Raw genomic sequence first — 13,867 nt, forward strand, 5'->3', positions numbered from 1 at the left:
CGGAGGACTTGCCCGACCTGCCCGAACCCTTGGCGGACTTCCCCTCGGCCTTGGCGCCGTCGTCGTCGCGACCGCGGCGACCCCGGCCGGAGCCGGCGCTGCGCGCCGCGGAGGCGGACATGTCCACCGCCTGGTTCTCCACCGGGTGCTCGTGAACGATGAAGCCGCGCCCGCCACAGCACTCGCAGGGCGTGGAGAAGGCCTCCACCAGCCCCTGACCGACCCGCTTGCGGGTCATCTGCACCAGGCCCAGCGAGGTGACCTCCGTGACCTGGTGGCGGGTACGGTCGCGGCCCAGGCACTCCACCAGACGGCGCAGCACGAGGTCGCGGTTGGACTCCAGCACCATGTCCACGAAGTCGATCACCACCATGCCGCCGATGTCGCGCAGCCGCAGCTGGCGGACGATCTCCTCGGCGGCCTCGAGGTTGTTGCGGGTGATGGTCTCCTCCAGGGTGCCGTCCGCGCCGCCGGTGAAGCGCCCGGTGTTGACGTCGATGACGGTCATGGCCTCGGTGCGGTCGATGATGAGCGTGCCGCCGCTGGGCAGCCAGACCTTGCGGTCGAAGCCCTTGGCGAGTTGCTCGTCGATGCGGTGGGCGGTGAACACGTCCTCGGGGCTGACCCAGTGCTCCAGCAGGTCGGTCAGCTCGGGGCTGAGGTCGGACACGTAGGTGGAGATGGTCTTCCAGGCGTCGGGGCCCTGCACGATGAGCTTGCGGAAGTCCTCGTTGAACACGTCGCGCACCACGCGCACGGCCAGCTCGGGCTCCTCCTTCAGCAGCACGGGCGCCTTCCCGGAGCCCTTGAGCACCTGGGAGGACTTCTTCTCGATGGACTCCCACTGCGCCACCAGCCGCTTGATGTCGTCGGCGAGCTGCTCCTCGCCGGCGCCCTCCGCGGCCGTGCGCACGATCACGCCGGCGTCGTCGGGGACGATCCGCTTGAGGATCTTCTTCAGACGGTTGCGCTCGGTGTCCGGGAGCTTGCGGGAGATGCCGGTCATGGTGCCGCCGGGCACCAGCACCAGGTAGCGGCCCGCCAGGGTGATCTGGCTGGTCAGGCGGGCGCCCTTGTGACCGATGGGGTCCTTGGTGACCTGCACCAGCACGGTGTCGCCGCTGGCCAGGGCGTCCTCGATGCGGCGCGGCTTGCCCTCCATGCCGGCGGCGTCCCAGTTGACCTCGCCGGCGTACAGGACCGCGTTGCGTCCCTTGCCGATGTCCACGAAGGCCGCCTCCATGGACGGCAGCACGTTCTGCACACGGCCGACGTAAACGTTGCCGACCAGTGAGGTCTGGGTGTGCCGGGCGACGTAGTGCTCCACCAGCAGCCCGTCCTCCAGGACGGCGATCTGGTTCAGGCCGTCCTGCTCGCGCACCACCATCTGCCGGTCGACGCTCTCGCGGCGGGCCAGGAACTCGGCCTCGGTGATGATGGGCCGGCGGCGCCCGGCGGCGCGCCCCTCGCGGCGGCGCTGGCGCTTGGCCTCCAGACGGGTGGAGCCCTTGAGCGCGGTGATCTCGTCCCGGGAGGCGTCGGAGCGGCTGCGAGAACGACGACGGCGACGACGAGAACTGCCGGCGCTCTCCTCCGGCGTCTCGGCGGAGGACCGGTCCGTCTGCACACTGTCCGCGGCGTCGGCGGGCGTCTCGTTGGCCTCGTCGGCGTCGTCGGCGCTCTCGACCGTGGCGCCACGGCCCTCGGCGCGGGAGCGGGCACGCCGCCCGCGTCCGCCGCGGCGGCGCTTGCGGCGGCCGGTGGCGGCCTCCTTGTTGCTCTCAGTGCCCTCGGCGTCTTCTGCGCCCTCAGCGTCCTCCGTCGGGGCCGACTGGGCGGAGGCGGCCTCGTCGGCGTCCCGGGCCGGGCCGGCGTTGCGGCCGCGGCGCTTGGCGGGGGCGGCCTCCTCCACGTGCTCGGGCGCGGTGGAGGCGGCGGTCGCGCGACGACGGCGCCGGCGACCACCGCGGGTGCCGGTAGCGGCCTCGTCGGAGTCGGCGGAGGCGTCGGTACCGCCGGAGCCGGCGCCAGCGGACACAGCCGCGTCGGGCTTGGCGGCCGGGGCATCCTGGTCCCGGCGTGAGGCGGACTCGGGGTTCGACTCGGCCGGCTGGGCCTGGGCGGGGGTGGTGGCGGCGACCTTCACCTTGCGGCGCCGCCGCCGGGCCAACGCCGGATCGGGGGCCTGGAACAGGAGCGACGCGGCGGGCAGCTGCGGCTCCTCCGGCTCCGGCAGGTCCTCCTCCAGCACCGGCGTGGACGCGTCGGCGTTGGAGTCGGCGCCTGACTCGGGCTCGGGTTCAGCGTCTGCCGCGGCGTCGCCACCTTCAGCCTCGGCGGCCTCGGACTCGCTGGCCTCAGACTCGCCGGGCTCGGCGTCGGCGGCTTCGGCGTCTTCTGCATCCTCGACGTCCTCGGCCTCCGAGGTCTCCGCATCAGCTGCGCCCTCAGCGTCTTCGCTCTCCGCAGCATCGGAGGCTTCCGCCTGCGCAGCGTCGTCGGCGGCGTCGACCACCGCGGCGTCGGTTTCCTCGGGCGTTTCCGCGGAAGCGGCACTGTCAGGCGCGGCGATGCCCTCAGCCTGGGCCGCAGCCTCTTGCGCCTCGGCGTCTGCGGCGTCGGGAACCTTGCTCGGCGCGTCGGGAGCAGCCTCGGGCGTAGTTACAGCGGCGGTGACTCGGCGGTGCCGACGGGCAGGCCGCTTGGAGGCGCTTGTCTCCTCGGAGCCCTGAGCGTGGGAGTCGTGTGAGCGCGATGACGAGGGGGACATGGGTCTATCTGCACTTTCGGACGCTATAGCTCCGCCGTACCCGCGGCGCCATGGCGCGGTCGCGCTCCCCTGGCGGGGAGCTAAAAGCCTACGTATGCGCCTTGCGGCGCCGGCCTGCGGCGGAACTCGCACGTTGCGGAAGTGCGGCGGCGCTCTGGGCGGCGCAATTCTTCCGGGCGGTCTCGGCCGAGGGTCGGACACCGACTGCCGGTACGGGACCGCCGGTGCCAGGGGCAGTATCCCACAGGTGTAGCCCCACCGGGTGGCAGTCGGGCTGGTGGCGCCGTCGTCTCGCCAACGGCGGACAGGCCACCGACGCCACAGAGACCCGCGGGCCACCAGCCGCACCCACAGCCCCACACAGCCGCATAACGAGTCGCATCTTTTCACGACACGCCGTCACCCGCCGCCTATACTTGGCCTATCTCCCGGGGAGCCCCTATAAGGTTCCTCTTATATTTCCCGTGGCCCTCGCGAAAGGCGGCGCAGATGAGCCTCGCACCCATGGCGCTCGACTCCCTCGACGTGGCTCGATGGCAGTTCGGCATCACCACGGTCTACCACTTCATCCTGGTCCCGCTCACGATCGGACTGTCTCCACTGGTCGCACTGATGGAGACCCTCCACCTGCGCACCGGCAACGAGCAGTGGCGGACGGCCACCCGGTTCTTCGGCAACCTTCTGCTGATCAACTTCGCGCTCGGCGTCGCCACCGGCATCGTGCAGGAGTTCCAGTTCGGCATGAACTGGTCGGAGTACTCCCGGTTCGTCGGCAACATCTTCGGGGCGCCGCTGGCCTTCGAGGCCCTGCTGGCCTTCTTCATGGAGTCCACCTTCCTGGGCCTGTGGATCTTCGGGCGCGACCGCCTGTCCCCCAAGTTGCACAACCTGTGCATCTGGATGGTCGCCCTGGGCACCAACCTCTCCGCCTTCTTCATCCTCGCCGCCAACTCCTGGATGCAGCACCCGGTCGGCGCCGTCGTCAACCCGGACACCGGCCGGGCGGAGCTGGACGGGGTCGGCGGATTCTTCGAGGTGCTCGGCAACAAGATCCTGTGGGTCACCGTGGCCCACGTGATCGCCTCCGCCTTCCTGGTGGCGGGCACGCTCATCCTGGGGGTGGCCGCGTGGTGGATGATCAAGGCCGCCCGCGCCGGCCAGGACTTCGAGGCGCGCCGACTGTGGCGCCGCATGACTCGCTTCGGTGCGGTCACGATGATCATCGCCGGTATCTTCACCGCCGGCTCCGGCCACATCCAGGGGCAACTGGTCGCCGAGGAGCAGCCCGCCAAGATGGCGGCCGCCGAGATGCTGTGCGAGACCGAGTCGGGCGCGGGCTTCACCGTGGCCGCCTTCGGCTCCTGCGCCGACGGCACCGCCAAGCACCTGATCACCGTCCCCTACGTGTACTCCTTCATGGCCACCAACGATCCCACCGCCGAGATCATGGGCCTGAACGACGCCCAAGAGCTCTACGCGGAGCGCTACGGCGACGGCGTGGACTACACCCCCAACGAGATGGTCACCTTCTGGTCCTTCCGCCTGATGATCGGCCTGGGCATGCTCGCCATAGGCATCGGCGTCGTCGCCCTGTGGCTGACGCGCCGCGGCCGGCTGGTCGACTCCCCGTTGCTGGGCAAGATTGCCCTGTGGAGCATGTGGCTGCCCTTCGTGGCCTGCTCCTTCGGCTGGATCATGACCGAGATCGGCCGCCAGCCCTGGGTGGTGGTGCCCAACCTCGCCGACCCCGTCTCCCAGGTCTACATGCTCACCGCCGACGGCGTCTCCCCCACCGTCGCTTCCGGCACCGTGCTGGCGTCGCTGATCGGCTTCACGCTGCTGTACGCCGCCCTCGGCGTCGTGTGGTTCCTGCTGCTGCGCCGCTACGTCCGCGAGGGCGTGCGCGCCCAGGTGCCCGACGTCGTCGACGCTGCCCGGCGCCCGAGTGACGACGCCGAGGCACCGCTGTCCTTCCAGTACTAGCCGCACCCGATGCCCACCGAAGCAGCCGCCGAGGCCCACACCGGCCGACGCCGTCGCCCGCCGACACTGCCACCAACCACCGCCCAACTCGACTAGCCCGTGGAGCCCGCCGTGACACTCTCCGTCCTCTGGTTCATCCTCATTGCGATCCTCTGGGTCGGTTATCTGACCCTGGAGGGCTTCGACTTCGGCGTGGGCATGCTGCTGAAGATCCTCGGCCGGGACGAGCGGGAGCGGCGCGCCATGGTGCGCACCATCGGCCCCCACTGGGACGGCAACGAGGTGTGGCTGCTGACCGCCGGCGGCGCCACCTTCGCCGCGTTCCCCGAGTGGTACGGCACCCTGTTCTCCGGCGCCTACCTGGTGCTGTTCCTCATCCTGCTGTGCCTGATCGTGCGCGTATGCGCCATCGAGTGGCGTGGCCGGATCAACGACCAGGCCTGGCGCGACCGGTGGGACTGGGCACACACCATCGCCGCCTGGGTGCCCTCGATTCTTTGGGGGGCGGCCTTCGCGAACATGGTGCAGGGCATGGAGATCGAGGTGGTAGACACCGCCAGCGGCGCGCCCGTGCCGGCCGCCGAAGTACCCGCAGACGCGCTTGTCGTAGGTGCTTCCCACCTGCTCACCGGAGGGTTCTTCAGTCTGCTTTCACCCTTCACGCTGCTGGGCGGCGCGGCCACCTGCCTGCTGTTCCTCACACACGGGGCCCTGTTCACCGCGCTGAAGACGGCCGGTGACCTGTCCGTGCGGGCGGGAACCTTCGCCCGTCGCTGCGGGGTCGCCTCGACGGCGGTCGCCGCCATCTGGGGCTTGTGGGCGACCAGTTTCTCGGCCACCGCCTGGGTCTGGCTGCCACTGGTGGTGGCGGCGTTGGCGCTCGTCGGTTCCCTGGTGGCCTCGTTCCGCGGCCGGCAGGGGCTTGCCTTCGGCCTGCACTTCGCCGGTATCGCCGGAGTCGGGGCGCTCATCTTCACGGCCATGACGCCCGACGTCATGCGGTCCTCGATCGATCCCGCGTATTCCCTGACCATCGCGCAGGCCACCTCCGCCGACGCCACCCTGGCGATCATGACGGTTGCCGCCGTCGTCTTCCTGCCGGTCGTGCTCTTCTACACGATCTGGGGGTACCGGACCTTCTCCGCGCGCATCAGCGCCGAGCGGATCGACCCCGCCGCCGGTGGGCTTCACCCCACGCGAGTGCGTGACAACGCCCAGCCCGCGCCCGTCGATCACTGAGGCGCGCTCACCCCTCCGACGTTGGCGGGCCCGTGGCCCTGCGGGCCTCCTCCTGGGCCTCCATGAGCTCGTCGTTTATGTCGAAGTCGAGAGTGTCTGCACGCAGCTAGAACGTGCTGTTTTAGGCGCACTATCGGCGCGAACGTGTGTTTTGGCCCGGCGGCGTGCGGGGGCGGTGTTGTTGCACGACCCTGGGCGACACTGCACGACCTTGGTGCACATTCCACGACCCCGGGGTGGTCGTGCAACGCACACCAGGGTCGTGGAACGCGGCCCGGGGTCGTGCAGCACATACACACGCGTCGCGGGGAGGCGTAGGGCAAGGGAATGGCCCGGCAGGTGAGCGAAGTACTCGAATCTCTCGCTCATCTGATCCGGGCCATTGGTGTCCTTGTGGATGCCCTGCCACCCCCACCGAGAGCCCGCTGCCGGGACTACGGTCCCAATCCGGCACTATGCTGTTTGGGTGAAGCCGTTGGACCCCCGACTCATGCGGTACGCAGCCGCGGCCCGGCGCTACATCGCCACGACGGCGGTCACGGGCGCGCTCACCGCGCTGCTCGTCGTCGCCCAGGCCTGGCTGATCTCCCGGGCCATCTCCCCGGTCATCACCGGGGGCGCTGCCCCCAGCACCGTGCGGCCCGTGATCGCGGCGTTGGCCGGAGTGGTGATGGCCCGGGCGCTGGTGCTGTACGTGCAGGAGTCGCGCGCCCACCGGGCCGCCACCGACGTCACCATCGACCTGCGCCGCCAAGTACTGCTGCGCGCCGCCGCCCTGGGGCCACGCTGGCGGGCCGTCCACGGCGCCGACACCGCCACCCTGCTCACCCGCGGCCTGGACGACCTCGAGCCCTACTTCACCCGCTACCTGCCCCAGCTGCTGCTGGCCGCCACCGTCACCCCCGCCACCGGTCTGGTGCTACTCACCCAGGACCTGCCGTCCGCGATCGCGGTGGCCTGCACGATCCCGCTGATCCCGATCTTCATGATCCTGATTGGCCGCCTCACCCAGGCCCACTCCGAGGCCCGACTGCGCACCATGGAACGCCTGGGCAGTCAACTGCTGGACCTGCTGGCGGGCCTGCCCACCCTCAAGGCACTGGGACGCCAGGCCGGTCCCGCCCGGCGGGTGCGCGAGCTCGGCCGCGCCTACAACGCCACGACCATGTCCACGCTGCGAGTGGCCTTCCTGTCCGGGGCGGTGCTGGAGTTCATCACCACCCTGTCGGTGGCGATTGTCGCCGTGGAGGTGGGCTTCCGGCTGCTGTACGGCCGCATGGACCTGGCCACCGGTCTGCTGGTCATCATGATCACCCCGGAGGTCTACCAGCCGCTGCGCCAGGTCGGCCTCCAGTTCCACGCCTCCGCCAACGGGGTGGCCGCCGCCGAGGCCGTCTTCGCGGTGCTTCAGGAGCCCGCGCCGACGCCGGGCACCGCCCCCGCCCCCGACCTGCGCACGGCCCGCATCGAGTTCGCGCAGGTGTCCGTGGCCGCCCGTGGCGCCTGGGCGCCCGCCGACCTCACGGCCACGATTCGCCCGGGCCGGGTGGTGGCGCTGACCGGAGCGTCCGGCACCGGCAAGACCACCGCCGCGCAGCTGCTGCTCGGCCTGCTACCCCCCGACCGGGGTCGGGTGCGGGTCATCGCCGCCGACGGGCCGGCAATGGACCTGGCCGACGTCGACCCCGCCTCCTGGTGGGAGCAGATCGCCTGGGTGCCGCAGCGACCCGTGATCGTGCCCGGCACGCTGCTGGAGAACACCATCGGCCAGACCCCTACCGACGCCACCGCCCAGGTCCCGCCCGCCCTGGCGGATGCCGCCGCGGCCACCGGCTTCGACGCCGTGGTCGCCGCCCTGCCGGACGGTTGGCGCACGCGCGTGGGTCAGGGCGGCGTGGGCCTGTCGGTCGGGCAGCGTCAGCGCCTGGCCCTGACCCGCGCCCTGGTCACCGACGCGCCCCTGGTGCTGTTGGACGAGCCCACCGCCCACCTGGACGCGGCCAGCCAGGCGCGGGTGCTGAACGCCGTGAACGCCCTGCGCGCGGCCGGCCGCACGGTCGTGGTAATCGCTCACCGGGCGGCACTGGTGGCCCTGGCGGACGACGTCGTCGAGGTGGCCTCGCGCCCCACCCCCGGGGCGGACTCGAGCGGAGCCTCCCCCGCTGCGAGCCCCGCCGACGCCATGGACGCGCTCGTATTCTCCGAGGGCGACCGATGAGCGCCGCGCTTACCACCGCAGAACGCCGCGCCCTGCGCCGCGCCGTGACCCTGCTCGACCTGGACGGCACCCGCTTCGCCGCCTCCGTGATCGTCGGCTCCCTGGGACTGGCCAGCGCGGTCGGCCTGTCCGCCGTGGCCGCCTGGATGATCGCCCGCGCCGCCCAGGCCTCGGAGGTGGCCGCACTCGGCGTGGCCCCCGTCGCGGTGCGCCTGTTCGGCATCTCCCGCTCCGTGATGCGCTACTGCGAGCGCCTGCTGTCCCACGACACGGCGCTGCGCGGCATGACTTCCCTGCGCACCCGCCTGTACGAGATCCTGGCCGCCGCCCGCACCGACACGGTCGCCGGACTGCGGCGCGGGGACGTCCTGGCGCGGGTGGGGGCCGACGTGGATGCGGTCGGCGACCTGGTGGTGCGCTCACTGCTGCCGATCGCGGTGGCCGCCGTGCTGGGGGTGTCCACCAGCCTGGGGGCGGCCCTCGTGTATCCCCCGGCCGGCGCGATCCTGGCGGTCTGTCTGCTGCTCTCGGGCGTGGCCGGCCCGCTGGTGACGATCCGCTCGGCCCGTGCCGCCGAGCTGGCCCGTCAGGAACAGGCCACCGACCTGTCGGCCGCCGTCATGAACCTTCTCGACGGCGCCGACGAGCTGCGCGTGTCCGGCCGCATGCCGCGCGCCATGAGCGACCTGGCGGGCTTGGAGGCGCACCTGGCCGCCACCCGCGACCGGGCGGCCCGGCCCGCCGCACTGGCCGCCGTCATCGACACCACCGCCATGGGACTGGCCGTACTCGGCAACATACTCGTGGGTGTCCCGGCCGTGGCGGACGGGCGCCTGGCGCCGGTGTGGCTGGCGGTGATCGTGTTGGTGCCGCTGAGCGCCTTCGAGGCCTCCGCCGCCCTGGGTCCGGCCTCCGTCCAGCTGGTCACGTCGGCCGGCGCGGCCGTGCGCATCGTGGACCTGCTCGACGACGCCGCCGCCTCCGCCGCCCGCGTACCCACGCCGCGTCCGCTGCCGGCTGCGAGCGCCTCCGGGCCGCGGTTGCGCGCCCGGGGGCTGGCGGTGGGCTGGCCGGGCGGACCGGTCCTGATCGACGGCGTGGACCTGGACCTGGAGCCGGGGCGGCGCCTGGCCGTGGTGGGTCCCTCCGGCATCGGCAAGACCACGCTGCTGCTGACCCTGGCCGGACTGTTGGAGCCGCGCGCCGGTGAACTCACGCTGGATGGGGCGCCGCCATGGGGGGCCGAACGGGCGGAGGCCGCCGCGCGGGTGAGCCTGACCGCGGAGGACGCCCACGTCTTCGACACCACCGTGCTGGAGAACCTGCGCGTGGCCGACGGCGCGCTCACCCGCGAGCGGGCCGCCGCCCTGCTGGCACGGGCCGGCCTGGGCGACTGGCTGGCCCGACTGCCCGACGGACTGGACACGCGCCTGGGGGCGGGTGCGACGGCCGTGTCCGGCGGGGAGCGGCGCCGCCTGCTGCTGGCCCGCGCCCTGGCCGCGCCCGCGCCGCTGATGCTGCTGGACGAGCCCGGCGAGCACTTGGACGCCGCCACGGCCGATCGCCTGGTCGGGGACCTGCTGCACGCCGGCACCGCGCCCGCCGCCGGTCCGGAAGCCTCGAACGCTGACGCGACCGGCCCGGCCGCCGAGGCCCGCGGCGTACTGCTGGTGACTCACCGCCTGTCGGCCCTGGCCGGCGCCGACGAAGTACTCATCCTGGGCCACTCGCACGCCGCCGCGCGCCCAGACGAAACGGGCGGCGTCGACGGCACCGACGATTCCCCGGCCGGCACCCCCGCCGTCGTGACCCGGCGCGGCACCCACGCGCACCTGACCGCCGTCGACCCCGATTACCGCTGGTCCCTTCAGCAGGAGCAGGAGACTCATGTCTAACACGCCGTCCTACCCCGGCAGCCCCGGCCACAGCGCCGCCTCCGCGCCGACGGGAAGCACCGTCGGACTGTTCCGCGCCGCCCTGCGGCTGACGAGCTCGCTGAAGGTCCCGGAGGCACTGAACCGGTTGGTCGATTCCGCCTGCGCCCTGACCGGGGCGGCCTGGGGGACGATCGCCGCCCCCGGGGCCGCCGACCCCGCCACCGCCGCCGCGCTGACCACCGGCACCGCCACCGTCTCCACCGACGAGCTGGCCACCCTGGTCGCCGGCGCGCCGGAGGCCGGACCGGAGGACTGCGGCGTCGTCGTCCGCAACACGCCCGCCGGCGATGGGCAGCGCTGCGGCTCGATCCTGTCCGCCCCGCTGCGGGTGCACGGGCAGGTCTACGGCCGGCTGTTCCTGTGCGACAAGCAGGGCGGGTTCACCGAGGCGGACGTCACCGCCGTGCTCACGCTCGCGGAGGCCGCGGCCGTCGCGCTGGAGAATGCCCGCCTGTACCGGGAGGCCCGCGACCGTGAGCAGTGGATGGCGGTGTCCCAGGAGTTGACCACCATGCTGCTGTCCGGGGCCGACGAGGGCGACGCGCTGACCCTGATCGCCCGCCGCGTGCGCGAGGTCGCCCACGCGGACACCTCCGCCCTGGTGCTGCCCAGCGTGGGCGACACCTGGATCTGCGAGATTGCGGACGGGAAGCACGCCGACGAGCTGATCGGCACGTTCTTCCCGCCCGAGGGCCGAGCCCTGAAGACGCTGGCGCGCCGCACCGGGCTGATTGAGGACTCGCTGGCCGACGCCTGGGGTGCCTCCGACCTGCTGGTTGAGGAGCTGTCCCAGTTCGGCCCGGCCCTGTACGCCCCCATGATTCACCGCGGCCGTGGCGTGGGCGTGATGCTGCTGCTGCGTGAACAGGGGGCGGAGCGCTTCACCCAGCAGGACCTGGAGATCGCGGAGCTGGTGGCCGGGCAGGCGACCATGGCCTTCGAGCTGGCCGACGCCCAGCACGCCGAGGAGATGGCCACGCTCCTGGATGAGCGGGCCCGCATCGGCCGCGACCTGCACGACCTGGCGATCCAGCAGCTGTTCGCCACCGGGATGCAGCTGTCCGCCGCCCGCGACCGGCTGCAGGCCGAGGGCGCCGCCTCCGGCACCGACATGTCCGTGGCCTGCCAGGCGCTGGACGCCTCCCTGGCGGCGGTGGACGACTCGGTGCGGCAGATCCGCTCGATCGTGCGCTCACTGCGCGACCGGGATGAGGACGTCAGCCTGGTGGAGCGGCTGCGGCGGGAGGCCTCCCTGGCCCGCACCTCGCTCGGCTTCGCGCCGTCCCTGATCCTCACCGTCGACGGCCACGGCCTGGCGCAGGCGGAACGGGACCGGGAGGACGAGCTGATCGGCGTCATCGACGCGGCGGTGGAGCCGGATCTGGCCGACGACATCGTGGCCGTGGTGCGGGAGGGCCTGTCGAATGTTGCCCGCCACGCCAAGGCCTCCTCGGTGACCGTGGACGTGAAGGTGGAGGGGCTGCTCGCCTCCCAGCCGCCCGCCGGGCAGGACGGGGCGGCCTCCGGGGATGCCGAGCCCTTCCAGGGCGCGCCGGTGGTGGAGGTGGTGTGCCGGGACGACGGCGTGGGTGTGGACCCGCGGGTGACGCGCCGCTCGGGGACCGCGAACATGGCCGAGCGGGCCCGCCGCCACGCCGGCAGTTTCGTGATCGGCCCGCGGGCCCGTTCCGACGGCGAACGGCGGGGCACCTGCTTCACCTGGCGGGTGCCGCTGGAGCGGCCGCGGGTGATCCCCGGACTGGACCTGAGCCTCGGCGCCTGACCGCCCAAATCACCGAGATCGGTTGAAGTTACGTGCCGAGATCGGTTGAAGTTACGTACTGAGATCGGTCAGGGCTACCACCGACGTCGGTCGATCTGGCAGGACCCGCCCACGAGCGGCCCGCTGGCGCCCGCTATTTACGTCGCCAGCCGGAGGCGCGCTGCCCGGCCACCCAGGCGGCCACCTGCGTGCGCCGCTGCAGGCCCATCTTGGCCAGCAGGGAAGTGATGTGGTTCTTGACGGTCTTCTCCGCCACCCCGAGCCGCTCGCCGATCTCCCGGTTGGACAGGCCGTCGCCGATGAGTTCGAGCACCTTGCGCTCGGCATTGGTCAGGTCGGCGGTGGGATCGTCGTGGTCCGCGCGACGGCGCGTGACGGTGCGCTCATCGAGCAGGACCCGCCCGGAGGCGACCGCCCGCACCACGTCGCTGATCTCGGCGCCGTGGACGGTCTTGAGCAAGTAGGCACGGGCGCCGGCGTCCAGGGACTCGGCCAGCGCCTCGTCGTCGTCGAATGAGGTCAGCACGATCGGCAGGGCCTCGGGCACGGACTCGCGCAGCGCCTGCATCAGCTCGATGCCGGTGCCGTCGGGCAGTTGCAGGTCCACCAGTACCACGTCCGGGCGCATGAGCTCCGCCCGGCGGATCGCCTCCGCCTTGGAGCCGGCCTCGGCGACCACGTCGAGCCCGTCGGCACGCTCAATGATCTCGGCGATGCCGCGGCGGACGATCTCGTGGTCGTCCACGATCATGACGCGGACCGTTTCGGGCGCGGGGGCACTCTGCATATACCGGAGACTAGCAGCAGCGGGGACCTACGTCACACGTGCCCGGTTGGCGGGCGGCACCGGCCGGGGATAGCCCCCGGGCGGGTGCGCCGGGGATGCCGTGGTGGCACGGAGGCGGGGCAGTTGCGCGGCAGACGCGGACGGGTCTGGCAGCGCGGGCAAAACACGTGACTGCGGCCCCCGATCGTCTCGGCGCGCAGGAGCGCGCCGCAGCGTCGGCACTCCTGTCCGGCCCGCCCGTAGACCGCCAGGGAGCGGGCGAAGAAGCCGGCGGCGCCGTCGGCGTCCACGTACAGGGCGTCGAAGCTGGTGCCGCCCGCGGCCAGGGCCCGCTCCATGACCTCCCCGGTGGCATCCAGCAGGCGGGCGGTCACCCGCGGTCCCAGCGCACTGCCGCGGCGCAGGCCGTGCACGCGGGCGGCCCACAGTCCCTCGTCGGCGTAGATGTTGCCGACGCCGGAGACGATGCCCTGGTCCAGGAGCAGGGTCTTGACCGCCCGGTTGGAGTGGCGCATTTTGGCGACGACGGCGGGACGGTCCAGGTGCGGGTCGAGCAGGTCGCGGGCGATGTGGGTGACATCGGCCGGTATCAGTGGCGCGGGACTACCGGCGCCCCCGGGGGCGCCGTCGGCGGTGGACACCATGTCGGTCACCCGCAGGCCGCCGAACATGCGCTGGTCCACCAGGTCCAGGACCGCGCCGCTGGCCGCGTCACCGGCGATGGGACGCAGGTGCAGGCGCACGCGCAGGTGCCGTGGGCGGGCGTCGGGATCCTCCGCCGGGAGCGGGGCGCGCGTGGCGGTCAGGTCCACGCGGGGCGCGTCGGGGTCGCCCAGAAAGGCGTGGGCGTCGTCGCCGGACTCACGCGCGGCGAGCGCGCCGGGGGTGCCGTGCACCAGCAGCTGCCCACTCATGCCCAGGTGGGCAACCAGGGCGGCCCCGTCGTCGAGCGGCAGCCACAAGAACTTGCCGCGGCGCACCGCGGCGGTGAAGGTGCGGCCGGTCAGCCGCTGCACGAAGGCGTCCGCGCCGCCCTCCTGCCGACGCAGCGGCCGCGGATCGAAGATCTCCACGCGCTCCACCATGCGGCCGGTCAGGTGGCGGGCCAGGCCGGCGCGGACGGTCTCGACCTCGGGTAGTTCCGGCAAGG

The 13,867-nt window shown here is 72.6% G+C and carries 8 protein-coding genes; 5 read left to right on the forward strand and 3 right to left on the reverse strand.

Annotated features, from left to right (window positions below; all coding sequences use genetic code 11):
- On the reverse strand, nt 1-2,770 hold a 2,770-nt coding region (locus BN1056_RS10735; protein ID WP_210581108.1), incomplete at its 3' end, for an Rne/Rng family ribonuclease.
- 489 nt (nt 2,771-3,259) lie between these two features.
- On the opposite strand from BN1056_RS10735, the gene BN1056_RS10740 reads away from it, so the two are divergent.
- The 5 genes from BN1056_RS10740 (at nt 3,260) to BN1056_RS10760 (ending at nt 11,930) form a co-directional block, all read left to right on the forward strand.
- The gene (locus tag BN1056_RS10740; protein WP_210581110.1) at nt 3,260-4,753 is read left to right on the forward strand and encodes a cytochrome ubiquinol oxidase subunit I; all 1,494 of its coding nucleotides are present in this window, start codon (nt 3,260-3,262) and stop codon (nt 4,751-4,753) included.
- 111 nt (nt 4,754-4,864) lie between these two features.
- Nucleotides 4,865-5,992: a cytochrome d ubiquinol oxidase subunit II gene (gene cydB / locus BN1056_RS10745; protein ID WP_210581112.1), complete on the forward strand. Its 1,128-nt coding sequence runs from the start codon at nt 4,865-4,867 to the stop codon at nt 5,990-5,992.
- 466 nt (nt 5,993-6,458) lie between these two features.
- Nucleotides 6,459-8,210: a thiol reductant ABC exporter subunit CydD gene (gene cydD, locus BN1056_RS10750; protein ID WP_210581114.1), complete on the forward strand. Its 1,752-nt coding sequence runs from the start codon at nt 6,459-6,461 to the stop codon at nt 8,208-8,210.
- Nucleotides 8,207-10,105 carry a thiol reductant ABC exporter subunit CydC gene (gene cydC / locus BN1056_RS10755; protein ID WP_210581116.1) on the forward strand — a complete coding sequence of 633 codons (1,899 nt, stop codon included), beginning with the start codon at nt 8,207-8,209 and terminating at the stop codon, nt 10,103-10,105. Before cydD ends, cydC begins: the two co-directional genes overlap by 4 nt.
- A complete protein-coding gene (locus BN1056_RS10760; protein ID WP_210581118.1) occupies nt 10,098-11,930 on the forward strand; it encodes a GAF domain-containing sensor histidine kinase in 1,833 nt (610 codons plus the stop codon). Before cydC ends, BN1056_RS10760 begins: the two co-directional genes overlap by 8 nt.
- Before the next feature lie 133 nt (nt 11,931-12,063).
- On the opposite strand, the gene BN1056_RS10765 is transcribed toward BN1056_RS10760, so the two are convergent.
- Nucleotides 12,064-12,717 carry a response regulator gene (locus BN1056_RS10765; protein ID WP_244671663.1) on the reverse strand — a complete coding sequence of 218 codons (654 nt, stop codon included), beginning with the start codon at nt 12,715-12,717 and terminating at the stop codon, nt 12,064-12,066.
- 32 nt (nt 12,718-12,749) lie between these two features.
- Nucleotides 12,750-13,865 carry a bifunctional DNA-formamidopyrimidine glycosylase/DNA-(apurinic or apyrimidinic site) lyase gene (gene mutM / locus BN1056_RS10770; RefSeq protein ID WP_210581120.1) on the reverse strand — a complete coding sequence of 372 codons (1,116 nt, stop codon included), beginning with the start codon at nt 13,863-13,865 and terminating at the stop codon, nt 12,750-12,752.
- Between the last annotated feature and the right edge of the window lie 2 nt (nt 13,866-13,867).

Origin of the sequence: Actinomyces succiniciruminis (genome assembly GCF_900002405.1) — a bacterium.
Taxonomy (GTDB): domain Bacteria; phylum Actinomycetota; class Actinomycetes; order Actinomycetales; family Actinomycetaceae; genus Actinomyces; species Actinomyces succiniciruminis.